Annotated in this window: 25 protein-coding genes and 1 pseudogene; 18 read left to right on the plus strand and 8 right to left on the minus strand. The window is 56.7% G+C overall.

The annotated features are described in order from the left end of the window. Positions 1-118: 118 nt before the first annotated feature. Positions 119-1,618 carry an aldehyde dehydrogenase family protein gene (locus HBM95_10590; protein ID NIH43379.1) on the plus strand — a complete coding sequence of 500 codons (1,500 nt, stop codon included), beginning with the start codon at positions 119-121 and terminating at the stop codon, positions 1,616-1,618. Between the two features lie 99 nt (positions 1,619-1,717). On the opposite strand, the gene HBM95_10595 is transcribed toward HBM95_10590, so the two are convergent. From HBM95_10595 to paaZ, 3 genes are all read right to left on the minus strand, one after another. Continuing rightward, a complete protein-coding gene (locus tag HBM95_10595) occupies positions 1,718-2,824 on the minus strand; it encodes a diguanylate cyclase (protein ID NIH43380.1) in 1,107 nt (368 codons plus the stop codon). Positions 2,825-2,942: 118 nt separating this feature from the next. Then, positions 2,943-5,216, minus strand: a complete 2,274-nt coding sequence (tynA, locus tag HBM95_10600; GenBank protein ID NIH43381.1) for a primary-amine oxidase — start codon at positions 5,214-5,216, stop codon at positions 2,943-2,945. 196 nt (positions 5,217-5,412) lie between these two features. Next, positions 5,413-7,455, minus strand: coding sequence for a phenylacetic acid degradation bifunctional protein PaaZ (gene paaZ, locus HBM95_10605; protein NIH43382.1), 2,043 nt, complete (start codon positions 7,453-7,455; stop codon positions 5,413-5,415). 231 nt (positions 7,456-7,686) lie between these two features. On the opposite strand from paaZ, the gene paaA reads away from it, so the two are divergent. The 13 genes from paaA to paaY all read left to right on the plus strand — a co-directional run bounded on the left by paaA (position 7,687) and on the right by paaY (position 18,933). Next, positions 7,687-8,670: a 1,2-phenylacetyl-CoA epoxidase subunit A gene (paaA, locus tag HBM95_10610; GenBank protein NIH43383.1), complete on the plus strand. Its 984-nt coding sequence runs from the start codon at positions 7,687-7,689 to the stop codon at positions 8,668-8,670. 12 nt (positions 8,671-8,682) lie between these two features. After that, positions 8,683-8,970, plus strand: coding sequence for a 1,2-phenylacetyl-CoA epoxidase subunit B (gene paaB / locus HBM95_10615; GenBank protein NIH43384.1), 288 nt, complete (start codon positions 8,683-8,685; stop codon positions 8,968-8,970). A gap of 8 nt (positions 8,971-8,978) precedes the next feature. Continuing rightward, a complete protein-coding gene (gene paaC, locus HBM95_10620; GenBank protein ID NIH43385.1) occupies positions 8,979-9,725 on the plus strand; it encodes a phenylacetate-CoA oxygenase subunit PaaC in 747 nt (248 codons plus the stop codon). Between the two features lie 11 nt (positions 9,726-9,736). Next, on the plus strand, positions 9,737-10,234 hold the full coding sequence (gene paaJ, locus HBM95_10625; protein ID NIH43386.1) for a phenylacetate-CoA oxygenase subunit PaaJ: 498 nt from the start codon (positions 9,737-9,739) through the stop codon (positions 10,232-10,234). Between the two features lie 7 nt (positions 10,235-10,241). Continuing rightward, positions 10,242-11,312 carry a phenylacetate-CoA oxygenase/reductase subunit PaaK gene (paaK, locus tag HBM95_10630; protein NIH43387.1) on the plus strand — a complete coding sequence of 357 codons (1,071 nt, stop codon included), beginning with the start codon at positions 10,242-10,244 and terminating at the stop codon, positions 11,310-11,312. Beyond that, positions 11,309-12,076 (plus strand): 2,3-dehydroadipyl-CoA hydratase, encoded by a 768-nt coding sequence (locus HBM95_10635; GenBank protein NIH43388.1) that lies wholly within the window; start codon positions 11,309-11,311, stop codon positions 12,074-12,076. The genes paaK and HBM95_10635 overlap by 4 nt, the downstream gene beginning before the upstream one ends. Then, positions 12,076-12,864 carry a 2-(1,2-epoxy-1,2-dihydrophenyl)acetyl-CoA isomerase gene (gene paaB, locus HBM95_10640; GenBank protein ID NIH43389.1) on the plus strand — a complete coding sequence of 263 codons (789 nt, stop codon included), beginning with the start codon at positions 12,076-12,078 and terminating at the stop codon, positions 12,862-12,864. The genes HBM95_10635 and paaB (HBM95_10640) overlap by 1 nt, the downstream gene beginning before the upstream one ends. 1 nt (position 12,865) lies before the next feature. Further along, on the plus strand, positions 12,866-14,290 hold the full coding sequence (gene paaC, locus HBM95_10645) for a 3-hydroxyacyl-CoA dehydrogenase PaaC (protein ID NIH43390.1): 1,425 nt from the start codon (positions 12,866-12,868) through the stop codon (positions 14,288-14,290). After that, on the plus strand, positions 14,280-14,702 hold the full coding sequence (gene paaI / locus HBM95_10650; GenBank protein NIH43391.1) for a hydroxyphenylacetyl-CoA thioesterase PaaI: 423 nt from the start codon (positions 14,280-14,282) through the stop codon (positions 14,700-14,702). The genes paaC (HBM95_10645) and paaI overlap by 11 nt, the downstream gene beginning before the upstream one ends. Beyond that, positions 14,702-15,907, plus strand: a complete 1,206-nt coding sequence (gene pcaF, locus HBM95_10655; protein ID NIH43392.1) for a 3-oxoadipyl-CoA thiolase — start codon at positions 14,702-14,704, stop codon at positions 15,905-15,907. Before paaI ends, pcaF begins: the two co-directional genes overlap by 1 nt. Positions 15,908-15,934: 27 nt before the next feature. Then, on the plus strand, positions 15,935-17,251 hold the full coding sequence (gene paaF, locus HBM95_10660) for a phenylacetate--CoA ligase (GenBank protein NIH43393.1): 1,317 nt from the start codon (positions 15,935-15,937) through the stop codon (positions 17,249-17,251). A 134-nt stretch (positions 17,252-17,385) separates the two neighbouring features. Continuing rightward, a complete protein-coding gene (gene paaX, locus HBM95_10665) occupies positions 17,386-18,321 on the plus strand; it encodes a phenylacetic acid degradation operon negative regulatory protein PaaX (protein ID NIH43394.1) in 936 nt (311 codons plus the stop codon). Between the two features lie 9 nt (positions 18,322-18,330). After that, on the plus strand, positions 18,331-18,933 hold the full coding sequence (gene paaY / locus HBM95_10670; GenBank protein ID NIH43395.1) for a phenylacetic acid degradation protein PaaY: 603 nt from the start codon (positions 18,331-18,333) through the stop codon (positions 18,931-18,933). On the opposite strand, the gene HBM95_10675 is transcribed toward paaY, so the two are convergent. Beyond that, positions 18,836-20,107, minus strand: coding sequence for a beta-lactamase family protein (locus tag HBM95_10675; protein ID NIH43396.1), 1,272 nt, complete (start codon positions 20,105-20,107; stop codon positions 18,836-18,838). The two genes, paaY and HBM95_10675, sit on opposite strands and share 98 nt — an antisense overlap. 173 nt (positions 20,108-20,280) lie before the next feature. On the opposite strand from HBM95_10675, the gene HBM95_10680 reads away from it, so the two are divergent. Together HBM95_10680 and HBM95_10685 are read left to right on the plus strand one after the other, a co-directional pair. After that, positions 20,281-20,766: a diguanylate cyclase gene (locus HBM95_10680; GenBank protein ID NIH43397.1), complete on the plus strand. Its 486-nt coding sequence runs from the start codon at positions 20,281-20,283 to the stop codon at positions 20,764-20,766. 1 nt (position 20,767) lies between these two features. Next, complete coding sequence (locus tag HBM95_10685) at positions 20,768-21,259, plus strand: glutathione peroxidase (protein NIH43398.1); 492 nt, start codon at positions 20,768-20,770, stop codon at positions 21,257-21,259. A gap of 96 nt (positions 21,260-21,355) precedes the next feature. On the opposite strand, the gene HBM95_10690 is transcribed toward HBM95_10685, so the two are convergent. Continuing rightward, positions 21,356-21,766, minus strand: a complete 411-nt coding sequence (locus HBM95_10690; protein NIH43399.1) for an ASCH domain-containing protein — start codon at positions 21,764-21,766, stop codon at positions 21,356-21,358. A 237-nt stretch (positions 21,767-22,003) separates the two neighbouring features. Here HBM95_10690 and HBM95_10695 point away from each other — a divergent pair, with 237 nt between their 5' ends. Beyond that, entirely contained in the window at positions 22,004-22,927 is a 924-nt protein-coding gene (locus HBM95_10695) for a LysR family transcriptional regulator (GenBank protein NIH43400.1), read from the plus strand. A 49-nt stretch (positions 22,928-22,976) separates the two neighbouring features. Here the strand turns inward: HBM95_10695 and HBM95_10700 are convergent, their stop codons facing one another. Next, positions 22,977-23,447 carry a hypothetical protein gene (locus HBM95_10700; protein ID NIH43401.1) on the minus strand — a complete coding sequence of 157 codons (471 nt, stop codon included), beginning with the start codon at positions 23,445-23,447 and terminating at the stop codon, positions 22,977-22,979. Positions 23,448-23,830: 383 nt separating this feature from the next. On the opposite strand from HBM95_10700, the pseudogene HBM95_10705 reads away from it, so the two are divergent. Next, a pseudogene (locus tag HBM95_10705) lies at positions 23,831-24,079 on the plus strand (DUF4102 domain-containing protein). Between the two features lie 73 nt (positions 24,080-24,152). On the opposite strand, the gene HBM95_10710 reads toward HBM95_10705, so the two are convergent. After that, positions 24,153-24,995: a DUF3800 domain-containing protein gene (locus HBM95_10710; GenBank protein ID NIH43402.1), complete on the minus strand. Its 843-nt coding sequence runs from the start codon at positions 24,993-24,995 to the stop codon at positions 24,153-24,155. Positions 24,996-25,666: 671 nt separating this feature from the next. Beyond that, positions 25,667-26,320 (minus strand): hypothetical protein, encoded by a 654-nt coding sequence (locus HBM95_10715; GenBank protein ID NIH43403.1) that lies wholly within the window; start codon positions 26,318-26,320, stop codon positions 25,667-25,669. Positions 26,321-26,429: the final 109 nt, after the last annotated feature.

Consider the following 26,429-nt stretch of genomic DNA (forward strand, 5'->3'; position numbering starts at 1 on the left):
CGCGAATTGCGGCACCTGTCACAGGTGGCAAAGCGAATGTCACAGAGACAAAAGCGAGAATGCAAAACCGCACGTAGACTGGATGAACACCCTGAGAATAACAACGAAGGAGTATCCTATGTCTGAATCACTGGTGGCCATTCTGCCTGCCGTGCAGAAGTTTTTAGACCGACACCACGGCCTGTGGATTGAAGGGCGTCAGGCCGCGTCGGACAGCGAAAAGCGGCTGAACGTCTACAACCCGGCCACGGGCGAGGTGATTGCCTCGACCGCCGATGCCAGCGTCGATGACGTTGACCGGGCCGTTATGTCCGGCTGGCGCGCGTTTGTCGCCCGCTCCTGGGCCGGAAAATTACCGGCAGAGCGCGAGCGGATCCTGCTTCATTTCGCCGATCTCGTCGAACAGCACGGCGAGGAGCTGGCCCAGCTTGAAACGCTGGAGCAGGGCAAATCGATTAACATCTCCCGGGCCTTTGAAGTCGGCTGCACCCTCAACTGGATGCGCTATACCGCCGGGCTGACCACCAAAATTGCGGGCAAAACCCTCGATCTCTCCATCCCGCTGCCGCAGGGGGCGCGCTATCAGGCGTGGACGCGTAAGGAGCCGGTTGGCGTGGTGGCCGGGATTGTGCCCTGGAACTTCCCGCTGATGATCGGAATGTGGAAAGTGATGCCTGCGCTGGCCGCGGGCTGCTCTATTGTCATCAAGCCGTCGGAAACCACGCCGCTGACCCTGCTGCGCGTGGCCGAGCTGGCAAGCGAAGCGGGTATCCCGGACGGGGTCTTCAACGTGGTAACCGGGAGCGGCGCGGTGTGCGGCGCAGCGCTGACCTCGCATCCGCATATTGCAAAGGTGAGCTTTACCGGCTCAACGGCGACGGGTAAGCAAATCGCCCGCGCGGCGGCGGACACGCTAACCGGAGTAACCCTGGAACTGGGTGGGAAAAACCCGGCCATCGTGCTGAAGGATGCGGATCCGGCGTGGGTGATAGAAGGGTTAATGACCGGCAGCTTCCTGAACCAGGGGCAGGTGTGCGCGGCGAGCTCACGCATCTATATTGAAGCGCCGCTGTTCGACACGCTGGTCAGCGGGTTTGAGCAGGCGGTGAAATCCCTCAGCGTCGGGCCGGGCATGTCGCCGGAGGCCTTTATCAACCCGCTGGTGTCACGCGCTCACTGCGATAAGGTGCAGACCTTCCTCGATGAAGCGACGTCGCGCAACGCGGAGCTGATCGTCGGTAACCGCGGCCCGGAGGGCAAAGGCTATTACGTGTCGCCGACGCTGGTGGTGAACCCGGATGCCGCGCTGCGGTTAACCCGAGAAGAGGTGTTTGGTCCGGTGGTCAACCTGGTGCGGGTATCCGACGGAGAAGAGGCGCTCCAGCTGGCAAACGACACCGAATATGGCCTGACCGCCAGCGTCTGGACGCAGAACATCAGCAAGGCGCTGGCGTATACCGACAGGCTGCAGGCAGGCACCGTCTGGGTGAACAGCCATACGCTGATCGACGCTAACCTGCCGTTCGGCGGGATGAAGCAGTCCGGTACAGGACGTGATTTTGGCCCGGACTGGCTGGACGGCTGGTGTGAAACCAAGTCGGTGTGCGTGCGCTACTAGTAAAAGCAAAAGGCAACCGGGAGGTTGCCTTTTTAGTGTATGTTCCCTCTCCCGTGGGAGAGGGTCAGGGTGAGGGCATCAGGCCGCACCCGGCGTTATTTAAAGCGACCACCGATCCCGCCCGGCCTCCTTCGCCCGGTACAGCGCCGCATCGGCACGAGCAATGATCTCGGTGCCGGCTAAGCCCTCCACCATGCCCGCAATTCCCATGCTCACGGTGACATGGTCGCTGACGGTTGACGCGTTGTGCGGTATGGACTCCGCGCGCAGGCCGTCCTGAATACGTAAGGCAACCTTTTCAGCGATGTTTTCCGGGCAGTTAAACAGGATCACCACAAACTCCTCCCCGCCGTAGCGTGACACAACATCGTCAGGCGTCCGCACCGACTGCTTCAGCACCCGCGCCACGCGCGTCAGACAGTCGTCACCCGCCTGATGCCCGTAGGTGTCGTTGTAGCGCTTGAAATAGTCGATATCCAGCATAATCAGCGAGAACGGTTTCTTCTGCTCAACCGCGTTCTCCAGCACCACTTCCATCCTCCGGCGATTGGCGGTTGTGGTTAACGGATCCTGATGCGCCAGCGCATCCAGTCGTGAGATCAGCAGCTGGTTCTGCTGGTTACGTCGCCAGGCCTCGTCAAACCAGCTCAGCAGGATGAAACGCCCGCAGATCAGGATCAGCGAAAAAACGCTCCAGATGATAACGAAATGAAGATTAAGGCCATCATTAAGTACCCAGCTCGCTATCGGCAGGGTGATCCAGAGCGGGAGCACGAAGGCGAGCAGCCCCTCGGGGTAAAAATAGAGCGCCGTTAAGCCGGCGAGCAATAAAATGACGCACAGCGGCCAGACGTGCGGTAGCAGAAGCTGGGTGATAAACCAAAAGCAGGAGACCGACCAGATGGCGCTGCAGATAAACAGCACCACGCTGATGCCGGCGATGCGGCGCCAGGCCATCAGGATCAGCGCAGCCGAGAGGATGATGATGCCGAGCATGGAGGCATCGACCATTTTCGTTAGCGGCGGCGAGTGGGGATAAAGAGGATCGCTGGCCTTAAGCAGGACGTGGCGCAGCAGGATCATCACGGCGAAGCTAACGTTGACGAAGGCCAGCCAGGGCAGATTCATCGCCAGCCCGTGCATGACCATGGCATGGCGCGTCGGCCAGGTTGCCCGTTCAAGCGTCGGTTTTTTTCTTTTTTCCATAAAATCCTTTCCCGTCCGGGGGATAAATCATTCAGGTGAGATATCAGTAACTATAAGCAAGCCCGGACGATCCTCAAACGCTGGGGCAAAAAAAACCGGGCTATTGCCCGGCAGGTGGTTATTTTTCGTCTTTTTTCTTCCCAAGCGTTGGCGTCTCGTCGAAGAAGTTCCACGGTTTAAGCAGGGTATGCACCCATTCCGTCGGCATGATCGGCCACTCTTCCGCGCGCGCCACGTGGGTTGTACCGGTGGTCATCCAGACTACGTCATCCTGGCCGTTGAGCGACTCGTTATCCTTGCTGTACTGACCGAGGCCCGTGTCGTGGATGGAACGGTTGGGGAATTTCCCTTCCGGGTAGAGCTCATCCGGGTGGTAGCGGGTCACCCAAAGCTGTTTGTCCATAAAGCTAAGGCGATGGTAGATCCACTCGTCCGGGGCAAATTTCGCGCCGGTCGCCACCGGATGGGTACCGCCCGCGTAAGGGATGATCTGGTACGAGACCGGGTTGCCCATGCGGTTCTCCTTGCTGGTGTTGCTCAGCAGGCGGATGGTGCCAGGGTCGAACTTCTGCGCCGCCTGCTGTTCGGTATCAATATCGTACTGATTGACCTGCATGGTGCTGGTGCGCGGGCCGCCGGCGGTATTCGGCTTCACTTCCGGATCCATCGCCACCAGCTTGTTGTTGATGCCGTCCACGTCCATATCAAGCCGGAAGTTATAGATGTGCTGGTGTGTAGTGCCCACGATGTTATGGTCGATTAGCGTGCCGTATCGGGTGTCATCTTTAGCGGTGGCATCGTGCATGGTTTTCGCCTGAACGCCTTTCACCGCCTCGATACCCGTCGCGCCGGCATCAATGCCGATGGTGCCGTTTTCATGGAACACCCAGTCGAAGATGTAATCATAGTTGCCCACTGTGCTGACCCAGCGCACCACCAACTCGCGGCGCTCGGCGCTGACGTTGGGCTTACCCATCTCCTGATGCTTATATTCCGGGCCCGCGTAGCGTTCGAAAATGGCGATCGCGCGCGGGATCTCCATCGGCGTACCGGTGTAGTCCGGGATGGTTTCATTGAGCATCACGGCGTTGGACGGCACGTCCTTACCGCGCACCAGCGGCGAGGTCAGGGTGCCCATGCCGTAGTCACCGGAGTCGAGATAGGCTTTAAAGTACCAGCCCACGTCCGGATCGCCGTAAGGGACGATCATGCCGCCGAGCGATCCCTGATACATCACCTGACGCTTTTTGCCGTTGTCGTTATACGTGACGGTCGAAATCATCGGGCCGACGCGGGAGTCGAGGCTCAGGTGGAAATCCCAGTTCTGCCAGTGCACCATATCGCCGGTAATGGTGTAGTTCTTGCCTTCCGGCTCAATGATGTCGAGCGGTTTTTTCGGCATCTCTATGCGGTCTCGGCCGTCATAGGGGCGCGGGGTCATGGGAACCGGCACAACGGCGCCTTCTTCAATTTTCTGGATCTTTTTCTGCTCAAGATCGACCACTGCCACGAGGTTCTCAATCGGGTGCGCCCAATAGTTGCCGTCGCCGACGTCCAGATAGCTCACCACCTTCAGCAGGCGGTCTTCCTGCTTCAGGCCGTCTTTTCCGTCGAAATAGCCGACGGTCAGCGGCGTGGTAATCACTTTTTTCGGGTCGGTGATGCCGTGTTTTTTAAGCACCTCGGCGAACTCTGTACTTTCGTTGATGATCTGCTGAACCGCGGTGAAATCATCCAGCAGCACCATGCCGTGCGCGTCTTTCACCGGTTCCCAATGCAGGATTTTCTTATCCTTCAGATCCACCACGCTTTCGATGACGTGCTTGCCGTCGAGCATGACGATTTTCGCCTGGCGAGGGGCATCCACTGCCGTACCGTTGAGGACAAAGTCCCACACTTTGGCCTTCTCTGGTTCCGCAAGGGCAATCTGGGTAAAGCGGGTATTCGGTTTAAAATCCGCAGAGGCTTTCACAATCTCAACGGCCTGCTTAATTTCGTCCGCCGTCAGCGCGTTTAGCGGGTGAGGGCGTTTTTCAACCTGGAAGGTCTGGTCAAGACCAGACTGGAAAACATCGTTGATGAAGGTCTCTGAGATAAAGGCTTTTTGGCCCTTCATCACTACCGGCACCTCAAGCTTGAGGGGTTGACCGTTAACGATGGCCGTCTTTGCGCCCGGTTTGACCTTCACAAAGGCGCCGTCCTTCGCAATGGTGAACATCTGTGCGTAATCATCCCACTGCACGTCCGCGCCAAAGTCCTGCAGCGTTTTGTCCATCGGGACCATATGCGCCTCGCTGCCGTGGGCGAAAACAGGGGATTGCCAGGCGCAACACAGCGCAACGGCCATGGCCAGCGCCGTTCTACGGGCAGAAAAAGAAGAATTGCTTCCCATCGTAGACCTCATCTTGTTGTGTTTATTGTGTTGTGACAGCCTTATCCTGACAGGCGCCTGAGAAAAGCGTTTGCCTGCATCTGCCAGGTTATTTGTTGGTCTTGCCAGGTTAAAAAAAGAGCGGGGGGTAAATCACAGGGTCGTGCAGAACATTCCCCTCTCCCCTTCGGGGAGAGGGTCAGGGTGAGGGGCGACGTTACCTGAAATCACCCTGCTGGCGCGCCACCAGCGTCAGAATGGAATAGAGCGCCACGGCCTGCTGGTGCTGGTTGAAGATCTCAACCGCCCATTCCACCACGCCGGTCGGTCTTTCCTCGGCGGTACGCTGTTTCTTCAGCGTTTTACGTTTGCAGGTCAGACGCACCTGGATGGTATCGCCCGGCTTGACCGGCTCGATAAAGCGCAGGTTTTCCATGCCGTAGTTGGCAATCACCGGCCCGACGCCCGCATCAACGAACAGTCCCGCCGCGGCGGAGATCAGGAAGTAGCCGTGCACCACGCGCTCGCCAAAGATCGACTCTGCCGCGCCGATCTTGTCCATATGGGCATAGAAGTGGTCGCCGCTCAGGCAGGCAAAGTTCACAATGTCCGCTTCCGTGAGGGTGCGGCGCGGCGTCAGCAGGCTGTCGCCCGGCTGCAGCTCCTCGAAGTATTTGCGGAACGGATGTACGCGATCCTCCTGCACCGCTGCGCCGCGTACCCACTGTTTGCCAATCGCGGCCAGCATCGACGGGCTGCCCTGAATCGCGGTGCGCTGCAGGTAGTGCTTCACCGCGCGCAGGCCGCCCAGCTCTTCGCCGCCGCCCGCGCGGCCCGGACCGCCGTGCACCAACTGAGGCAGCGGGGAGCCGTGGCCGGTGGACTCTTTTGATGATTCCTCGTTAAGGATCTGAATACGCCCGTGGGCGCGCGCCGCACCGGCAATAAACTGGCGGGCAATCGCCGCATTTGCGGTTACCAGCGTGCCCGCCAGGCTGCCGCCGCCCGCGCGGGCAAGCTGCATCGCGTGGTCTGCGCTGCGATACGGCATCAGCGTGGCGACCGGGCCGAAGGCTTCGGTATCGTGTACGGCGGGCGTTTCGTCCGGCTGCGCACAGAACAGCAGGGTCGGCGGGAAGAACGCCCCCGCGGCCTGCAGGTCCGCTTTGCCGCCCAGACGGATCTGGCAGCCTGCGGCGACCAGCCGATCCACTTTCTCCTGCACGTCCGCGCGCTGCTCGGCGTTGACCAGCGCCCCCATCTTCACCCCTTCCTGCGCCGGGTCGCCCACCACCACCTTTTCCAGGCGGGCAATCAGCGCCTGGCTCACGGTGTCAATCTGGTTTTGCGGAACGATAATGCGGCGAATGGCCGTGCATTTTTGCCCGGCCTTAGCGGTCATCTCGCGAACTACTTCGCGGATGAACAGCGCAAACTCCGGCTGCTCCGGCGTGACGTCTTCCCCCAGCACGCAGCAGTTCAGGGAGTCGGCTTCCATGGTGAACGGTATCGAATTCGCCACAATATTCGGGTGCACGCGCAGGCTTTGCCCGGTGCTGGCAGAGCCGGTAAAAGTGACCACGTCCTGGCCGTCGAGCTGGTCGAGCAGATCGCCCGCGCTGCCGCAGATCAGGCTGATGGCACCGTCTGGCACCAGCCCGCTGTCGACGATGGATTTCACCATCGCCTGCGTCACCTGCGCGGTAGCGGTAGCGGGTTTAATGATGGCGGGCATCCCGGCAAGCCAGGTCGGCGCCAGCTTTTCCAGCATTCCCCAGCAGGGGAAGTTAAAGGCGTTGATATGCACCGCCACGCCGGATTTGGAGGTCAGGACGTGGCGCGCCGCAAAGCCGCCTTCTTTCGACAGGGGGATTAACTCATCTTCCGGCCACAGCGTGTCGTCCGGCAGCTCGCGGCTGCCCAGGCTTGCATAGGTGAAGAGGGTGCCGATCCCGCCTTCAATATCTACCCAGCTGTCCGCCTTCGTTGCCCCGGTCTGGGCTGACAGGGCATAAAACGTCTCTTTCTCGCTGAGCAGGTGCTTTGCCACCGCCTTCAGCATGGCGGCACGTTCGATAAAGGTCATGGCGCGTAATGCCTCGCCCCCCTGCTCAATGGCATAGCGACGGGCGGCCGCCATGTCCAGCCCTTCGCTGGTCACTTCCCAGAGTGCTTCGCCGCTGATGGCGTGATGTATCGCGCGTTCGCGGCCCCGGCCAGACTGCCAGGTACCGGACACGAAGCTGGCTAACTGCTGCATCGCTTATCTCCAAGTGTTTCGTTATTTCACTATTAATAGTTTGATCGCGAATCATAAAAATCAAGCTGTGTTTTTAATGAATTGTTAACGTTGTGATCTGGCTGGACGAATCGCATCGCGTAAAGGCGCTTTCTGCAAGGCCTGTAGTAAAAGCCTTGCGAGCAGCATCACAAAACTGGGAAACAATTCTTGGGGTTATATTTAACCTTTGTGTAACTTTTAAAAAACAAAGTGATTCAACATTTCGCTTTAATTTGCAAACTAACGAATCATAAAGGTGAAGACGTGACGCAAGAACAACGGTTTGAGCAGCGCATAGCGCAGGAGACGGCGATTGAGCCTCAGGACTGGATGCCGGAAGCCTACCGTAAAACGCTGATCCGCCAGATTGGTCAGCACGCGCACTCCGAAATTGTCGGCATGTTGCCGGAAGGAAACTGGATCGCCCGCGCGCCGACGCTGCGCCGTAAAGCCATTCTGCTGGCGAAGGTGCAGGACGAAGCCGGACACGGGCTCTACCTCTACAGCGCGGCGGAAACGCTGGGCTGCGCGCGGGAAGACATCTACCAGAAGATGCTCGACGGCAGGATGAAATACTCCTCCATTTTCAACTATCCGACCCTGAGCTGGGCCGATATCGGCGTGATCGGCTGGCTGGTGGACGGCGCCGCCATCGTCAACCAGGTGGCGCTGTGCCGGACCTCCTACGGTCCGTATGCCAGGGCGATGGTGAAAATCTGTAAAGAAGAGAGCTTCCACCAGCGTCAGGGCTTTGAAGCCTGCATGGCGCTGGCGCAGGGCAGTGAGGCCCAGCGCCAGATGCTGCAGGACGCCATCAACCGCTTCTGGTGGCCAGCGCTGATGATGTTCGGGCCGAACGACGACAACTCGCCGAACAGCGCCCGCAGCCTGGCCTGGAAAATCAAACGCTTTGGCAATGACGAGCTGCGCCAGCGCTTTGTTGATAACACGGTGCCGCAGGTTGAGATGCTGGGCATGACGGTGCCGGATCCCGACCTGCGCTTTGACGAAGAAAGCGGCCACTACCGCTTCGGCGAGATCGACTGGCAGGAGTTTGACGAGGTCATTAACGGGCGCGGCATCTGCAACCACGAGCGCCTGGCCGCGAAACGTAAAGCCTGGGAAGAGGGGGCGTGGGTGCGCGAAGCCGCACTGGCGCATGCGGAAAAACAACGTACCCGTCAGGCCGCATAAGAGGAAGTAACAATGAGCAATGTCTACTGGCCGCTGTACGAAGTGTTCGTACGCAGCAAACAAGGGTTATCCCACCGTCACGTGGGCAGCCTGCATGCCGCCGACGATCGCATGGCGCTGGAAAATGCGCGCGACGCCTACACCCGCCGCAGCGAAGGGTGTTCTATCTGGGTGGTAAAGGCGAGCGAGATTGTCGCCTCCCAGCCGGAAGAGAGCGGTGAGTTCTTCGACCCGGCGGAAAGCAAGGTTTACCGCCATCCGACGTTCTATACCATCCCTGACGGCATCGAGCATATGTGAGGCAAAGAATGAATTCAGTGACTGCCTATGCCCTGCGTCTGGGCGACAACGGTCTGGTGCTCTCCCAGCGCCTCGGCGCCTGGTGCGGCCACGCGCCGGAGCTGGAGATTGACCTCGCGCTCGCCAATATCGGTCTCGACCTACTGGGGCAGGCGCGCAATTTCCTGACCTATGCCGCGGAATCAGAAGGCCAGGGCGATGAAGACACGCTGGCGTTTGGCCGCGACGAGCGTCAGTTCCGCAACGTCCTGCTGGTGGAGCAGCCGAACGGCAGCTTCGCCGACACCATTGCCCGCCAGTACCTGATGGATGCCTGGAACGTGGCGCTGTATGAGCGTCTGACCCAAAGCCGCGACGCCCAGCTTGCCGCCATTGCCGCCAAAGCGATTAAAGAGGTGCGCTACCACCTGCGCTTCAGCCGCGGCTGGCTGGTGCGTCTGGGCGACGGGACCGAAGCGTCCGCGCAAAAAATGCAGCAGGCTATCGACAATCTGTGGCGTTTTACGGCGGAGCTGTTTGAAGCCGATGACGTCGAGCTGGCGCTGATTGACGCCGGCGTGGCGGTGGACCCGCGAACTCTGCGCCAGCCGTGGGAAAGCGAAGTATTTGCTGGTGTGCATGAAGCCTGCCTGCAGGTTCCCGCAGAGGTGGCGTACCGCACCGGGGGCAAGAAGGGGCTGCATACTGAACATCTGGGTCCGATGCTGGCGGAAATGCAGTATCTCCAGCGCGCGTATCCCGGTCAGCAGTGGTAAAGGAGAACGCCATGCAACGCCTCGTCGACATCGCGCCTGCGCAAATTCCGCAGATATGGTCGCTGTTAAGCCAGATCCCCGATCCGGAAGTGCCGGTATTAACCATCACCGATTTAGGCATGGTGCGCAGCGTGAAGGCGCAGGGGGAAGGCTGGGTCATTGGCTTCACGCCAACCTACTCGGGCTGCCCCGCAACGGAACATCTGCTGGGGGCGATCCGCGACGCGATGACCGCGCACGGCTTTACCCCGGTGCACATTGTGCTCCAGCTTGAACCCGCCTGGACCACCGACTGGATGACCGCCGACGCGCGCGAGCGCCTGCGGGCGTACGGCATTAGCCCGCCCGTGGGGCATAGCTGTCACGCGCACGCGCCTTTGGAGGTGAGCTGCCCGCGCTGCGCCAGCACCGACACCTCGCTTATCAGTGAATTTGGTTCGACGGCCTGCAAAGCGCTCTACCGCTGCAACACTTGCCGCGAGCCATTCGACTATTTCAAATGTATTTGAGGCTGCCATGACAACGTTTTATTCATTAACAGTGGCAAAAGTGGAACCCGAAACCCGCGACGCGGTGACCATTACCTTCGCGGTGCCGCAGGCGCTGCAGGACGCCTACCGCTTCCGCCCCGGCCAGCACCTGACGTTAAAAACGAAGCTTAACGGGGATGAGCTGCGCCGCTGCTACTCCATCTGCCGGAGTAACGCCCCGGGTGAGATCAGCGTGGCGGTCAAAGCCATCGACGGCGGGCGCTTTTCCCGCTTCGCCCGGGATGAGATCAAAACGGGTATGGCTCTGGAGGTGATGGTGCCTCAGGGGCAGTTTGGCTACCAGCCGCGGGCCGAACGTGAAGGCCACTATCTGGCGATTGCGGCAGGCTCCGGGATCACCCCGATGCTGGCGATTATCTCCGCTACGCTTGCGACCGAACCCAACAGCCATTTCACCCTGATCTACGGCAACCGCAGCAGCCAGAGCATGATGTTCCGCCAGGCGCTGGCGGACCTGAAGGACAAATACCCGCAGCGGCTGCAGCTGGTCTCTATCTTCAGCCAGGAGCGGCTGGACAGCGATCTGCTCTTTGGCCGCATCGACGGAGAAAAGCTGCAGGCGCTGGCGAAAACCCTGATTAACTTCCGTCAGTACGACGAGGCGTTTATCTGCGGCCCGTCGGCGATGATGGATGATGCCGAAGCCACGCTGAAGGCGCTGGGGATGCCGGACAAAGCCATTCACCTTGAGCGCTTTAACACGCCGGGCACTACCGTTAAACGCGCGGCGCACGTCCAGGCGGAAGGGCAGAAAGTGACCGTTCGCCAGGACGGGCGTGACCGTGAAATCACCCTGACGGCGGACGACGAAAGCATCCTCGACGCCGCCCTGCGTCAGGGGGCGGATCTGCCGTACGCCTGCAAGGGCGGCGTGTGCGCCACCTGTAAATGCAAAGTGCTGCGCGGGAAGGTGGATATGGCGACCAACTACAGCCTGGAGCCGGACGAGCTGGCCGCCGGGTATGTGCTGAGCTGCCAGTCGCTGCCGTTAACCGCCGACGTGATTGTCGACTTCGACGCGAAGGGGATGGCATGAGCGAACTGATTGTTACCCGCCATGGCCGCGTGCTGCAGCTGACGCTCAACCGTCCGGCGGCGCGCAACGCCCTCAACAATGCGCTGTTGACGCAGCTTGCGGAAGAGCTGGAGGCCGCGGCTGCTGACATCGAGATTTCCGTCTGCGTGATTTACGGCAGCGAGCGCTGCTTTGCCGCCGGGGCCGATCTCAACGAAATGGCGGAGAAAGACTTGCCCGCCACCCTGAACGATATCCGCCCGCAGCTGTGGGCGCGCATTAACGCGTTTAGCAAACCGCTGATCGCCGCCGTGAACGGCTTCGCGCTGGGGGCAGGCTGCGAGCTGGCGCTGCTGTGCGACGTGGTGATTGCTGGCGATAACGCCCGCTTTGGCCTGCCGGAAATCACGCTGGGCATTATGCCCGGTGCGGGCGGCACCCAGCGTCTTATCCGCAGCGTCGGTAAATCCCTTGCCAGCAAAATGGTGCTGACCGGCGAGAGTATTTCCGCGCAGCAGGCGCTGAGCGCCGGGCTGGTCAGCGATGTTTTCCCGGCCGCGCTGACGCTGGAGTATGCCCTGAAGCAGGCGGCGCTGATGGCGCGCCACTCGCCGCTGGCGCTGCAGGCGGCGAAACAGGCGCTGCGCCAGTCTCAGGAGGTGCCGCTCCAGGCTGGGCTCGCGCAGGAGCGTCAGCTGTTTACGCTGCTTTCTGCCACCGAAGACCGCCGGGAGGGCATCGACGCCTTCTTACAAAAACGCACCCCCGACTTTAAAGGACGCTAATTGTGGAATTTATTCTCAGTCATGTAGAACAGGGCGTGATGACCATTACGCTGAACCGTCCGGAGCGTCTGAACAGCTTCAACGACGTGATGCACCAGCAGCTGGCCGAGTGCCTGAAACAGGCCGAGCGTGATGACACCGTGCGCTGCCTGCTGATCACCGGGGCAGGACGCGGCTTCTGTGCCGGTCAGGATCTGAACGACCGCAACGTCGACCCCAACGGCCCGGCGCCGGATCTGGGCATGTCCGTTGAAACCTTCTACAACCCGCTGGTGCGCCGCCTTGCAAAGCTGCCGAAGCCGGTCATCTGTGCCGTTAACGGCGTGGCGGCGGGCGCAGGGGCCACGCTGGCGCTCGGGTGCGACATGGTGATTGCCGCCCGCTCCGCCAACTTCGTGATGGCCTTCAGCAAGCTCGGCCTGGTGCCGGACTGCGGCGGCACCTGGCTGCTGCCGCGCGTGGCCGGACGCGCCCGCGCCATGGGGCTGGCGCTGCTCGGCGACAAGCTCAGCGCCGAACAGGCGCAGGCGTGGGGGATGATCTGGCAGGTGGTGGATGACGAACAGCTCTACGCTACGGCGCAGCAGATGGCGCTGCACTTTGCCTCGCAGCCGACCTTCGGGCTGGGGCTGATCAAGCAGGCCATCAATGCCGCGGAAACCAACACCCTGGACGCCCAGCTCGATCTGGAGCGTGACTATCAGCGGCTGGCAGGGCGCAGCGACGACTACCGCGAGGGCGTCAGCGCCTTCCTGGCGAAGCGCACGCCGAACTTTACGGGGAAATAAGATGCTGAACGTACGGACTGTCGCCGTGATTGGCAGCGGCACGATGGGCGCAGGGATTGCCGAAGTGGCGGCCAGCCATGGGCATCAGGTGCTACTCTACGACATCTCCAGCGATGCGGTATCCCGCGCTATCGACGGGATCCGCCAGCGTCTGGCCTCCCGGGTGACGCGCGGAAAACTCTCCGCCGATGCCGGGAGCCAGATCCTTGCCCGGCTGGTTCCGGTCACGGATATCACCGCGCTCTCCACAGCTGAACTGGTGATTGAAGCGGCATCCGAGCGGCTGGAGGTGAAAAAGGCGCTGTTTGCGCAGCTGGCTGACATCTGCCCGCCGCAGACGGTGCTGACCAGCAATACCTCTTCCATCTCCGTCACGGCGATTGCCGCGGACATCCACCACCCGGAGCGGGTCGCAGGGCTGCATTTCTTTAACCCGGCACCGGTGATGAAGCTGGTGGAGGTGGTCAGCGGGCTGGGGACCTCTCCGGAAGTGGCCGACGCGCTGTGCGAGCTGGCGCTGAACTGGGGCAAACAGCCCGTTCGCTGCCAGTCAACGCCGGGGTTCATCGTCAACCGCGTCGCCCGTCCTTTCTATTCCGAAGCCTGGCGCGCGCTGGAAGAGCAGGTCGCGCCGCCGGAGGTGATTGATGCCGCCCTGCGCGAAGGCGGCGGTTTCCCGATGGGGCCGCTGGAGCTGACCGACATGATTGGTCAGGACGTTAACTTCGCGGTGACCTGCTCGGTATTTAACGCCTTCTGGCAGGAGCGTCGGTTTCTGCCTTCGCTGGTGCAGCAGGAGCTGGTGCTGGCGGGAAGGTTGGGCAAAAAGAGCGGGAAGGGCGTCTACGACTGGCAGGGTGACAGGCCCGAGGCGCGCTGGGCTGATGCTGTGAACGACAGCTACAGCCCGATGCGCGTGGAAAAGAGACGTGACGGTGTCACCGAAATTGATGATGTATACCTGATTGAAACGCACGGAGAAACCGCCCAGGCGCTGGCGCTACGGCTCAACGGCCCGGTGGTGGTGGTGGACCGCATCGAGCGCGACGTGGCGGTGATCGCCGCCGCTGCCAGCAACCCGCATACCGCAACGAAAAAAGCCATCCGCTATCTGCAGCAGCAGGGTAACCGGGTAGTGCAAATTGCCGATTATCCCGGCCTGCTGGTCTGGCGCACGGTGGCGATGATTGCCAACGAAGCGCTGGATGCCCTGCAAAAAGGGGTCGCCAGCGAGAAGGACATCGACACCGCCATGCGCCTGGGCGTCAACTACCCGAGCGGGCCGATTGCCTGGGGCGAGCGTCTGGGCTGGCAACGGCTGCTAACGCTTCTGGAAAACCTGCAGCGTCATTACGGCGAAGAACGCTATCGCCCCTGTTCCCTGCTGCGCCAGCGCGCGCTTCTGGAGAGTAGCTATGAGTCATAACGCCTGGCATAACGCCCGCGCCATGTACGAACGGGACGCCTGCGCGCAGGCGATGGGGATGGATATTGTCGAGATGGACGAGGGCTACGCGGTGGTGACCATGACCATCACCCCGCAGATGCTTAACGGCCACAAAACCTGCCACGGCGGACAGCTATTTTCGCTGGCAGATACCGCCTTTGCCTACGCCTGCAACAGCCAGGGGCTGGCGGCGGTAGCCTCCGGCTGCTCGATTGATTTTCTGCGTCCGGGCTTTGCCGGGGACACGCTCACCGCCACCGCGCGGGTGATGCATCAGGGCAAGCTGACCGGCGTGTATGACATTGAAATCCAGAATCAGCAACAGAAAACCGTCGCCCTTTTTCGCGGAAAATCTCACCGCATCGGCGGCAATGTGACAGGAGAGGCCTGATGCGTGACGCATTTATATGTGATGGCGTTCGAACTCCGGTGGGGCGCTACGGTGGCGCGCTTTCCGCAGTCCGAACTGACGATCTTGGTGCCGTGCCGCTGCGCGCGCTGCTGGCCCGCTACCCGCAGCTCGACCTGGAGCGGATTGACGACGTGATTTTCGGCTGCGCTAACCAGGCGGGGGAAGATAACCGCAACGTAGCACGCATGTCGTCCCTGCTGGCCGGGCTGCCGCAGACGGTGTCCGGGACCACCATTAACCGCCTGTGCGGGTCGGGGCTGGACGCGATTGGTTTTGCGGCGCGCGCCATTAAGGCGGGCGATGGCGATCTGCTGATCGCGGGCGGCGTGGAGTCGATGTCCCGCGCGCCGTTTGTGATGGGTAAAGCCACCGCCGCGTTTCAGCGTCAGGCGGAGATCTTTGATACCACCATCGGCTGGCGATTTGTGAATCCGCTCATGCATCAGCAATTCGGAACTGACAGTATGCCGGAAACGGCAGAGAATGTAGCTGAATTGTTAAATATCAGCCGTGCCGATCAGGACGCGTTCGCGCTGCGCAGCCAGCAGCGTACCGCGCAGGCGCAGCAGAACGGCATCCTGGCGCAGGAGATTGTGCCGGTTTCGATCCCAGGTAAAAAAGGGGCAGTCACGGAATTCAGCGTGGATGAACATCCGCGGGCGGACACTACGCTCGAGCAGCTTGCTGGTCTGAAAACGCCGTTTCGTAAGAACGGGGTGGTCACGGCGGGAAATGCCTCCGGCGTCAACGACGGTGCGGCGGCGCTGATCGTCGCCAGCGAGAAGATAGCGCTGGCGCAGGGTTTAGTCCCGCGCACCCGGATCGTGGCGATGGCGACGGCAGGCGTGGAGCCACGTCTGATGGGCCTCGGCCCGGTACCGGCCACCCGCAAGGTGCTGGAGCGCGCCGGACTCAGCATTAACGATATGGACGTGATCGAGCTTAACGAAGCTTTCGCCTCGCAGGCGCTGGGCGTTCTGCGTCAGCTGGGCCTGCCGGATAATGCCGCGCACGTCAACCCGAACGGTGGCGCGATTGCGCTGGGTCACCCGCTGGGAATGAGCGGCGCCAGGCTGGCGCTGGCCGCGAGTAATGAACTGCACCGACGCGGCGGGCGCTACGCGCTGTGTACGATGTGCATCGGTGTGGGTCAGGGCATTGCCATGATCCTTGAGCGTGTTTGAGCATAAAAACAATGTGAGTACCCTGCGATGACAAATACAACAAAGCTTGATCCGATTGAAACGGCCTCCCTTGATGAACTGCAGGCGCTGCAGACCGCGCGTCTGAAATGGACGCTGCACCACGCCTATAGCAACGTCCCGATGTATAAACGCAAGTTTGACGCCGCGGGCGTTCACCCTGACGATTTCAACGAGCTGGCGGATATCCGCAAATTCCCGTGCACCACCAAGCAGGATCTGCGTGATAACTATCCGTTCGATACCTTTGCCGTGCCGATGGAGCAGGTGGTGCGTATTCACGCGTCATCCGGCACCACCGGCAAACCGACCGTTGTCGGCTACACGCAGGGCGACATCGACAACTGGGCCAACCTGGTGGCCCGTTCTCTGCGCGCGGCGGGCGGCAGCGCGAAGGACAAAATTCACGTGGCGTATGGCTATGGCCTGTTTACCGGTGGGCTGGGGGCACACTACGGCGCCGAGCGTTTAGGGGCGACGGTGATCCCCATGTCCGGCGGCCAGACGGAGAAACAGGCGCAGCTGATCCGCGATTTCCAGCCGGACATGATCATGGTGACGCCATCCTACTGCCTCAACCTGATTGAGGAGCTGGAGCGCCAGATGGGCGGCGATGCCAGCGGCTGTTCCCTGCGCGTGGGCGTCTTTGGCGCCGAGCCGTGGACGCAGGCCATGCGTCGCGAAATTGAAAAACGCTTAGGGATTACGGCGCTGGACATTTACGGCCTCTCCGAGGTGATGGGGCCGGGCGTGGCGATGGAGTGTATCGAAACCGCCGACGGCCCAACCATCTGGGAAGATCACTTCTACCCGGAGATCGTCAACCCGAACGACGGCACACCGCTGGATGACGGTCAGCAGGGCGAACTGCTGTTCACCACGCTGACCAAAGAGGCCCTGCCGGTGATCCGCTACCGCACCCGCGACCTGACGCGACTGCTCCCGGCCACCGCGCGCAGCATGCGCCGCATGGACCGGATCAGCGGCCGCAGTGACGATATGCTGATCATCCGCGGCGTCAACGTTTTCCCGTCGCAGCTGGAAGAGGAGATTGTGAAGTTCGAACACCTTTCTCCGCACTACCAGCTGGAGGTGAACCGTCGTGGGCATCTTGATTCACTTTCCGTGAAGGTGGAGCTAAAAGAGAGCAGCCTCACGCTGACGCACGAGCAGCGTTGCCAGGTGTGCCACCAGCTGCGCCACCGCATAAAGTCGATGGTGGGGATTTCCACCGACGTAATGATTGTGAACTGCGGCAGCATTCCGCGCTCCGAGGGGAAGGCCTGCCGGGTGTTTGACTTACGTAAAGTTGCGGCCAACGGTTGAGTTTCCCTCACCCCAGCCCTCTCCCAAAGGGAGAGGGTGTAAAAAGTTCCCTCTCCCTTTGGGAGAGGGTTAGGGTGAGGGGGAAACCCCAGATTCCTATGCTATGATTCATCCAGGACAAAAATAACAACAGAATGAATCACATGAATAAACTCGACGCCTTTATCCAGCATGCGGTCAGCTCCGTTCCCGTCAGTGGGACATCGCTTATCTCCTCGCTATACGGTGACGCGCTTTCCCACCGCGGCGGCGAGATTTGGCTCGGCAGCCTGGCCGCCTTGCTGGAAGGCATGGGATTCGGCGAGCGTTTCGTGCGCACCGCGCTGTTTCGCCTCAACAAAGAGGGCTGGCTGGATGTTTCCCGCATCGGGCGTCGCAGCTTTTACCGCCTGAGCGATAAGGGGCTTCGCCTGACGCGCCGCGCAGAGAATAAGATCTACCGCGCGGAACTCCCCGCCTGGGACGGTAAATGGCTGTTGCTGCTCTCCGAGGGGCTGGATAAAACCACCCTTGCCGACGTCAAAAAACAGCTGATCTGGCAGGGTTTCGGCACGCTGGCGCCGAGCCTGATGGCCTCGCCGTCGCAGCATCTGGCGGACGTGCAGTCCCTGCTTCACGATGCCGGGGTGGCGGAAAACGTGATTTTCTTTGAAGCCTACTCGCCGCTGGCACTCTCCCGCGCCGCGCTGCGTTCGCGGGTGGAGGAGTGCTGGCAGTTAACCGAGCAAAACGCGATGTACGAGTCGTTTATCAACTCGTTCCGCCCGCTGCTGCCGCTGTTAAAAGAGGCCGCGCCGGAGGAGCTGACGCCGGAACGCTGCTTCCAGATCCAGCTGCTGCTGATTCATTTTTATCGTCGCGTGGTGCTGAAAGATCCGCTGCTGCCGGAAGAGTTGCTGCCCGCGCACTGGGCGGGGCAAAGCGCCCGACAGCTCTGCATTAATATCTATCAGCGTGTCGCGCCGGGGGCGCTGGCGTTTGTCAGCGAGAAGGGCGAAACCTCCGTGGGCGAACTGCCCGTGCCCGGCACGCTCTACTATCAACGCTTTGGTGGTCTTACAAGCGCATAAGGAGTGAAGATGCCAGTTTATCAAATTGACGGTCTGACGCCGGTCGTGCCTGACGAGAGCTATGTTCACCCGACGGCGGTGGTGATTGGCGACGTGATCCTGGGTAAAGGCGTTTATGTTGGCCCTAACGCCAGCCTGCGCGGTGATTTTGGCCGTATCGTCGTGAAAGACGGTGCGAACATTCAGGATAACTGTGTGATGCACGGCTTCCCGGAGCAGGACACGGTGGTGGAGGAGGACGGGCATATCGGCCACAGCGCCATTCTCCACGGCTGCGTGATCCGCCGTAACGCGCTGGTGGGAATGAACGCGGTGGTCATGGATGGCGCGGTCATCGGTGAAAACAGCATCGTCGGCGCGGCGGCGTTCGTGAAGGCGAAAGCGGAGATGCCCGCCAACCATTTGATTATCGGCAGCCCGGCCAAAGCGATCCGTGAGCTAAGCGAGCAGGAGCTGGCGTGGAAGCGGCAGGGCACGCGGGAGTATCAGGTGCTGGTGGAGCGCTGCAAGCTGACTATGCACCAGGTTGAACCGCTGCGCGAGGTAGAGCCTGACCGGAAACGGCTGACGTTTGACGAGAATTTAAGGCCGAAGTCGGCGAACCAGGGGTAAGGTCGTCTTTTTTCGCCATATCCATCAATAGCGCAATGCCAATGTAATTACTCCAGTTAAAGGTATTTTGCAGCACCACCACCGCATTGCCTTTTTCTTTGTCATAACCGATAAAGCTGGAGTAGCCGCCGATATAGCCGACCTGATAGGTGATTTTTTCCAGGCCGATAAAGTCGGTGGTCCAGGCAATACCCTGCACTCCGTCGGGGCGTTGAATATCGGTATTTCTGACTTCGTCAAAAACGCTGTCCAGCAAGGGACTGTGGGTCGTTGAGACGTGATAGCGGGCATAGGCCGCCAGATCTTCGGCGTTGCTGTACAAGCTCGCTGCCGCCACCATGTTGTTAGAAAAATGCCAGTCCGGGGTGAGCTGCCCGCGCGGGATAAATTTCGGCTGATCGCCCGCGTGGCCGAGCGCCCGCTGCGGGTAGCCTTTGAGCTTCTGGGGCGTAAAACTGCTGTTAGCCATGTGCAGCGGACGGAAAATATAGCGTGAGGCTAAACTCTGAATATCTTCCCCGGTTTTGTGCTTCAGGATATAGCCGATCAGGGCGTAGCCGGTATTGGAGTATTGCGGCGTTTTATCCTTCGGCGCTCGCCAGTTGGCGAGATAATTCAGCACGTTATCGCTGTCCAGCTCACCGTAGAAGTTATCACCCGTGCTTAAATAGCGGATGAATTTTCCGAGCATCGGAACATCCATATTCTGGCGCGGCAGGCCGGAGGTGTGGGTTACCAGCTCCAGAAGAGTGATTTTTTGTGCATCCTTGCTTAGCGGCGTTCCCGCCGGTAGCAATGTCGCAAGGCTGTCGTTCCAGTTCAGTTGCCCCTCACTCACCAGACAGGCCACCACTTCCGCCGTGATCCCTTTGCTGAGCGAGCCGAGCGCAAACAGGGTGTCGGGCCTGACCGGATAGCGATTGACCGCATCGGTTACTCCCCAGGTATAAAACTGCGGTGAGCCGTGATTATGGATCACCGCGACCGTCATCCCGGGAACGGACTTTTGCGCCATGTAGTGACGCACCACGCTGTCAACGTCGCCATCCAGCGACTCATGGGTGAGAAGTTCCTGAGTACCTTCCGGGGAGGACATTTGTGAGAGCGTGCCGCAACCGCTGAGGAGTGGGAGAGTAAGCAGAAGCCAGTGAATTTTTTTTGTTATGTTCTGCATACCTGATAGCGAGTGTGGTAATCATTGACGCGCCAGGAATGTACCACACTTAGCCTGCCATGAGGGAATTTTTCAGGTGACCCAATTACCGTCAATTTTGTGCCGGGAACGGAAGCGATATTCATCTGAAAATGTTGCTGATATGATAATTTATTGTTAATCTGGAGGGAAAAATGGACACAAGCACGATTGTCACGTTATTCAAATTCAAACGCTGGGCAGACACGGAAACCTTACAAGCAATACAGAGGGTTGATGCCTCAGTCAATCCTGAAAAGCACCATCTGATGCTCAGACTTATGAATCATGTTTATGTCGTGGATATGATTTTCAGAGCAAATATTACTGGTCAAACGCATCAATACACCGCGTTGAATACGCCAGAAACGCCGTCTGCAGACGAGCTTCTGAATAACATGACTGAATGCACTGACTGGTATATTAAGCACGCAGGTTCAATGGACATTCCCGGACTTTCTGAAATCATCAAATTCCGCTTCGTCGATGGCGGACACGGTGAAATGAAAGCGGTGGATATGCTTAATCATGTGCTGTTTCACGGTACCTATCATCGCGGCGCTGTGGGCTGGATGCTTTCTGAAACGGGCATAACCCCTCCAAAGGATGTGCTAACCGTTTTTCTAAGAGATCATCATTAACATGACTCATTTTCATCAGCTTACCGCCGCCCGTCTGGATGGGCAGCTTATCTCTATGGCCGACTATGCGGGGAAGGTGGTTCTGGTCGTGAATACTGCCAGCCACTGTGGCTTTACGCCGCAATATGCGGGTCTTGAAGCGCTATACAAAAAATATGCCGAACGAGGGTTAGTGGTGCTGGGCTTCCCCTGCAACCAGTTCGGCAAACAGGAACCTGGCGGCACCGACGAAATCTCGAAAACCTGTTACATCAACTACGGCGTGAGTTTCCCGATGTTTGAGAAAGTCGAGGTCAACGGTAACGCAGCGCATCCGCTGTTTCGTTATCTGAAAGATGAATTGCCCGGCGTGCTGGGGGGGCGTATCAAGTGGAACTTTACTAAGTTTCTGATTGGACGCGACGGTAAACCGCTCAAGCGTTTTGCACCGATGACTACGCCCGAGAAAATGGAGGGGGCGATTGTCGCCGCACTGGGAAGCCAGGCGTTGTAGGTGTTGGAACTTGCCTGGCGTCGATAACGTCCGAAATGCTGATGTTCACTTTTGTAACGAGCGACATTGCTATAAATGCCGGCCCGTTTCTCTATCCTACAGCACCTCAGTCACTTCAAATTCTTCTGCAATCAACTCCATATCTTCAGAAAAATGACCTTCGCTGGTGAAAAATCGCTGATGCTCTTTCTGCCAGTATTCAAGGCTTAAATCACCTTCACCTTCTTTACGGGCAAACGCCTCAGTAACATCACAAAAACGCACCAGCCGCATTGAAACGAGCCTGGTTACGCAAACAGGGACATTCTGACCATCGAGGATAATGTTATAGCTCCCGATCCTGGGAGCAGATTGTTCCTGCTGGTAAGAGGCAAAAGATCCGCAGGAGGCCGTTTTAATCCCTTTTTTAATCAGATCCGCAAGCTCGCTGGCCAGCTCCGGACTGTCACCCATTTGCCAGGCCTCTGCGCCTGAATATTTCACTCTAATTTCCTCAATCGTAACCATTAAGAACCCTTTAAAACTGTCGATGATAAGAAACGTTATACGGGTTTTAGCATGCGCTGTCCCGACTTCATGTGTGAGCATTCTGTAGCCATGGATTCAGTAAAGCCTCGAAATGAGGGCAGCCGCGCCATTCAGGCAACCGAGCAATGACTGCTGACGTTTCCGTCTAATCAACCAGGTGATAAGTTACGGGGGCGATAAAAAACGCCACGATCAAACCTCATTAAAAGGGAACGTATGTCTTTACCGCCACTGTATGCGCTGCGCGCGTTTGAAGTTGCCGCGCGGCTGAACTCCTTCAGCAAAGCCGCTGAAGCATTGAATATCACTCCGGGGGCGGTCAGCAGGCATGTCCGGACCCTTGAACAGTGGTTCGACTGCGAGCTGTTTAAGCGGCAGGGGCCGAGAGTGGAGGTCAGTGACGCCGGGCGTATTCTTGCCGGGCAGCTAAGCGAAAGTTTCTCGAATATTGAGTGGGCCTGCCGCGCGTTCAGGAGTGAAAATCACCTTCTGCGCCTCAAGGCCCCCAGTACCCTGACGATGCGATGGCTTCTTAGTGTCCTGAAATCTTTTCGCGAGAACCATGCGAAGCCGAAAATCGAAATTGCCAGCGTCTGGATGGATTTCGACACCGTTGACTTCAGCCGTGAGCCATACGATTGTGCGATCCTCCTCGGTAACGGTTATTTCGGCGAGTCAACGGAGAGCAGCCTGCTTTTCAGCGAATGGCTTATTCCGGTTTGTCCCCCGTCGCTGCTCGAACCTGCCCGGCATCGGCTTGAACAGTGCGATCTTATCCATCCCTCACCGGACAGGCGGGACTGGAAGCGCTGGCTTAAAACGACGGGGTTATTTCCCGGTCTCGACATGAGCGGCGGGATTGTGTTCGACACGTTAGAGCAGGGAAGCCTGGCCGCCATGCACGGTCACGGCGTGGCGATGGCCGATCTCCGCCTCACGCTCGACGCGCTGAAAAGCGGCCTGCTCGCGCTGCCCTTCAGGGAGGCGATAGCAACGGGAGATGGCTACTACCTCGTCTGGCCGAAACATTCGCTCAGAGGACAGAGTATTGAACGTTTGCTGGCCTGGCTTAATCTTAACGCGCCGGTTGTTCCTTCGTTGGATATCGTCTGTCTTGATTACAATGAAAAGCGTGTATGAAATAAAAAGCAGGATATTTCTCGCGGAATATCCTGCCTGTTAAATGTATTCAGGCGTAGGGAATATTTGCCATTTTCTTATATCTTTCCGGCAGCGCACTGTTCAGATCGAGTAATTTGTCCAGAATATAAAGCGCAGGCGTTCCTTTTGCGCGCTCGGCGTCGATCAGTGCCGCGCGTATCACATTGGCAGCCGAGGTCATTTTGCTGAAATACTCTTCTGATTCCGGCGTCTGGACTTCCCCGGACACTGCGTAACGCACCCGAGGCCAGTCAGCGAAGTCAGGCAGGGTAAGGGCTGAATCGTCTTTTGGAACGTGTGCCGAGAGCAACGCTTCGGCGTTACCCGGATTGCGTTGAGCGAAAGACAGGAGATGCAGTCGATGGATAAATGGAGAAAGCGCTTCAGCGCGATCGCTATCTGACGAAAGTAACGTGATGAGCGCATGTATATTTTCACCGGCGGTGTTTTTTTCAGGTGAGATCGTTTTCATTAGATGAAATAAAACATCGAGTGTCATAGGTGCTCCATATACATATATTATTATTTGAATTTTGCTATCAATTTCTGGCCAGCAATATACCAGGGATGAAGGGATGGTATTTCAACGCGGATAGGTTTGAAAAACGATAAATAGTGGCAGTCAATGTGAGTTTTACTCAACGTGGGATGATGATCTACTATCCTTCACACTACCTCATGGGTACGCATGAAAAACCGGATTCATTCATTAACTCATTGTTAATTATGAAGAAGAAAGAAATGTTGTTTGCATTGCTTTTATACTGTTTTTCGGCGTTGCAGTTGAGTGTGTATTGCAGAATGAGGTGTTATGGCGGGCGAGAACAAGTTAAGCGACAAGGTGTTAAAAGCCTACATGGTAAACCGCTGCCGCGTCAAAAGATGTTGGCCGATGGACGGGAACTGTCCGCCAGAGTCAGTATGAGTGGCGCTGTGAGCTTTGTTTATTTCTTCAGACATTCCGGCCGACAAAGCGCCCCCGTCTGGATGACGTTAGGCAAGTATCCAGATATGACACTTAAACAGGCCAGAGAGAAAAGGGACGAGTGCCGGGCATGGTTTTCTCCGGGACTCGATCCACGGAAAGAGAACAAACTCACCAAAGAGAAACTGTTCACTCCAGTAACTGTGTAGAACGCTATCGATTACTGGTGTGATATCTATGCCAGTGAAAAGCGCAAAGAGCAAAGAGACTGTACTTATTTTAATTTTTTCTACCTGGTCCAAATATTTTTCCGATTAAATTCATCTCTTCAAGGTCAGGGGTGAATTGCAGCATTAAAAACTCTTCTAAGGGATGACCGAAGCTAGCCTTTGATGTATTAAGATCCATCGTAGGATTATCTTGCATAAACTTAATTAAATGTTGAAATGTTGTGTAAGATAATACATCGGAAATAAACGTGATTGCTGAGTTTTCAACGCGAATATCAACTTCGAACTTCCCATTTTTGGGTCTCGGATCATGTGATAAATTGGTTATTTCTGATTCGACATATTCGGTTTTGGTTATGTATGTTCTATTCCTTGCCCCATTTAAAAAATTAACTATTCGGGAAAAATCTTTTTTCATTGTTTTTAATACGCCGGAATCTATGTTATCACTTACAATTTGTAATTTCACATCGGTGTTGAACTTTTCAATTATACGGGTACAGAGTGATAGAGCTGTAATTAAGATGTTTTGTAGTAACTGAGAGTGCATGGACTCTTTTTGTTGTTCCGGGTTGAGTCCAACAAAAGATGCATATGATGAGGTATATATTACAGAATAAAAAAACTTTAGATTAAATTTTTTAAATAACTCTTTGATTAAATCAATGACTTTGGCTTGCTGAGTTTTATCTAACTCTGACATGTGAAGTTTTTTTATGGGATCGAGGTTGAGTTTGCTTAATCCACTCTCTATCTTTTCTTGTAGGATTGGGACATTCCAGTCATTAATAAGGAATCCTGCCATTACTCCTATTTCGTGGAAGGGTCTTGAGTTTGAATAACCTTTGTCACCAGATTCATCTATGAAAAAATATATTGTTGTTTTATTCATACAATCTCCTTAAATCAATATCTTGTCGGTTTAATTACGCGCTGTTGATATTTTTTAAAAATCCCATTAACCTTTAGGATCTATTCCACTTTTGCGAATTTTTTCTCTGCACTCTTTTTTTACCCATGAGCTAAAATTGCCTTCACCAGCCAAAATGTCTATTTGATTAAGTAATTCATCTTCGAGGCGGATGATCTTTCTTGTGCTATTTGAACGATCAGTTTTGTTTTTGGCATTCTTCTCTTACATTGGTTCATGCTACTGTGTTAGCGTTAATTTGAATAGTATGAACCACTTTATATGCGAATACCATAAAAAGCAACGCCCTGAAGTGGTGGAACACTGCCGAGGCGTCTAACCAAATCGTTAATAGGAGTAACGACTATGGCTGGAACTCAGCATACCCAAACACGGCCCTGATTTACATGACTATTCCCTGGTACGCCGCGAGGTCACTCCTGTCTCCAGGTAGTTCTGCGCACCGTTGCAGACACTGAAGACACTGGCCCGTGCAAAGTTCTGCGGCTGGGACTTAACCTTTGCCGCTAAAATCCGAACCGAAAGCCCGCTCTCAGTGGCGTGGGTGGATTATGAGAACCACACCCTGTGGAGCAATTCAAATAATTCATATGCAACTCGCAATATTAGAGTTGCATATATTCAATATTTAACTAATTGCCTCGTAAGGTTCTTGATATGATTTCATCTATATTTGGGCTGTAGAGTGATATTGTATAGTAACCATCAATCCCAGCTAAATAATTGTCATAAATATCTTTTGTTACACGCTCGGAATCTGCGAAGTAGACGTAATTCCCCTTGAGTTCTGTATCGGAGTAACTTATTTCAGAATAATGATGAAGTTCAATGTTTATTAGATTGATACCTTTATCGTTAACATTTTTTATGATTTGTTTTTTTAGGTTGCTGAATAATAAGATGTTGTTCTCACCTATGCCCCCTGACATGCGATCTTTTCCGCCGGACTTCTTTGATTGTACAGAGAAGTAATCAACGTAGAATTTTTTTTCATATGATTTGTTGTTAAGGGTATATGCAACATTCATGATTGAATGGAGTTTATAGTTATAATTGTTTATGGAATAACCTTCGTTGAATATATCAAATTTTTCTGATTGTGTTGGTGTGTAATCTTTTCCGAAAAGTTGGTTGATGCTTAAAATAAAAAGTGGTGAGTATTGGAGTTTTGATATTCTATTTTGCTCAAGGCTGAAGGTTACACTAAGTATAAAAGTTGCGAACGCTAATATGAATTGTATTGTAGGCGAAATAAATGAAGTAATTTTAAATCCAGACTTTGTCATTTTTTAATCCACTGCGTTAATGAAAATGGGGGCGCTTGTGTATAGCAGGTGTTTAGCAGTTCCCGTTTAAAGGGGTAATTGTAAACTAAAAGATTAGTAAGTTCAGAGG

It is taken from the genome of Enterobacter asburiae (assembly GCA_011754535.1).
Lineage (GTDB): Bacteria > Pseudomonadota > Gammaproteobacteria > Enterobacterales > Enterobacteriaceae > Enterobacter > Enterobacter cloacae_N.

What these genes read in the sequence shown, in the direction of transcription:
- HBM95_10590 (NIH43379.1), top strand. Translation starts at nt 119, where the DNA reads ATGTCTGAATCACTGGTGGCCATTCTGCCTGCCGTGCAGAAGTTTTTA.
- HBM95_10595 (NIH43380.1), bottom strand. Translation starts at nt 2,824, where the DNA reads ATGGAAAAAAGAAAAAAACCGACGCTTGAACGGGCAACCTGGCCGACG.
- tynA (NIH43381.1), bottom strand. Translation starts at nt 5,216, where the DNA reads ATGGGAAGCAATTCTTCTTTTTCTGCCCGTAGAACGGCGCTGGCCATG.
- paaZ (NIH43382.1), bottom strand. Translation starts at nt 7,455, where the DNA reads ATGCAGCAGTTAGCCAGCTTCGTGTCCGGTACCTGGCAGTCTGGCCGG.
- paaB (NIH43384.1), top strand. Translation starts at nt 8,683, where the DNA reads ATGAGCAATGTCTACTGGCCGCTGTACGAAGTGTTCGTACGCAGCAAA.
- paaC (NIH43385.1), top strand. Translation starts at nt 8,979, where the DNA reads ATGAATTCAGTGACTGCCTATGCCCTGCGTCTGGGCGACAACGGTCTG.
- paaJ (NIH43386.1), top strand. Translation starts at nt 9,737, where the DNA reads ATGCAACGCCTCGTCGACATCGCGCCTGCGCAAATTCCGCAGATATGG.
- paaK (NIH43387.1), top strand. Translation starts at nt 10,242, where the DNA reads ATGACAACGTTTTATTCATTAACAGTGGCAAAAGTGGAACCCGAAACC.
- HBM95_10635 (NIH43388.1), top strand. Translation starts at nt 11,309, where the DNA reads ATGAGCGAACTGATTGTTACCCGCCATGGCCGCGTGCTGCAGCTGACG.
- paaC (NIH43390.1), top strand. Translation starts at nt 12,866, where the DNA reads ATGCTGAACGTACGGACTGTCGCCGTGATTGGCAGCGGCACGATGGGC.
- paaI (NIH43391.1), top strand. Translation starts at nt 14,280, where the DNA reads ATGAGTCATAACGCCTGGCATAACGCCCGCGCCATGTACGAACGGGAC.
- pcaF (NIH43392.1), top strand. Translation starts at nt 14,702, where the DNA reads ATGCGTGACGCATTTATATGTGATGGCGTTCGAACTCCGGTGGGGCGC.
- paaF (NIH43393.1), top strand. Translation starts at nt 15,935, where the DNA reads ATGACAAATACAACAAAGCTTGATCCGATTGAAACGGCCTCCCTTGAT.
- paaX (NIH43394.1), top strand. Translation starts at nt 17,386, where the DNA reads ATGAATCACATGAATAAACTCGACGCCTTTATCCAGCATGCGGTCAGC.
- paaY (NIH43395.1), top strand. Translation starts at nt 18,331, where the DNA reads ATGCCAGTTTATCAAATTGACGGTCTGACGCCGGTCGTGCCTGACGAG.
- HBM95_10675 (NIH43396.1), bottom strand. Translation starts at nt 20,107, where the DNA reads ATGCAGAACATAACAAAAAAAATTCACTGGCTTCTGCTTACTCTCCCA.
- HBM95_10680 (NIH43397.1), top strand. Translation starts at nt 20,281, where the DNA reads ATGGACACAAGCACGATTGTCACGTTATTCAAATTCAAACGCTGGGCA.
- HBM95_10685 (NIH43398.1), top strand. Translation starts at nt 20,768, where the DNA reads ATGACTCATTTTCATCAGCTTACCGCCGCCCGTCTGGATGGGCAGCTT.
- HBM95_10690 (NIH43399.1), bottom strand. Translation starts at nt 21,766, where the DNA reads ATGGTTACGATTGAGGAAATTAGAGTGAAATATTCAGGCGCAGAGGCC.
- HBM95_10695 (NIH43400.1), top strand. Translation starts at nt 22,004, where the DNA reads ATGTCTTTACCGCCACTGTATGCGCTGCGCGCGTTTGAAGTTGCCGCG.
- HBM95_10700 (NIH43401.1), bottom strand. Translation starts at nt 23,447, where the DNA reads ATGACACTCGATGTTTTATTTCATCTAATGAAAACGATCTCACCTGAA.
- HBM95_10710 (NIH43402.1), bottom strand. Translation starts at nt 24,995, where the DNA reads ATGAATAAAACAACAATATATTTTTTCATAGATGAATCTGGTGACAAA.
- HBM95_10715 (NIH43403.1), bottom strand. Translation starts at nt 26,320, where the DNA reads ATGACAAAGTCTGGATTTAAAATTACTTCATTTATTTCGCCTACAATA.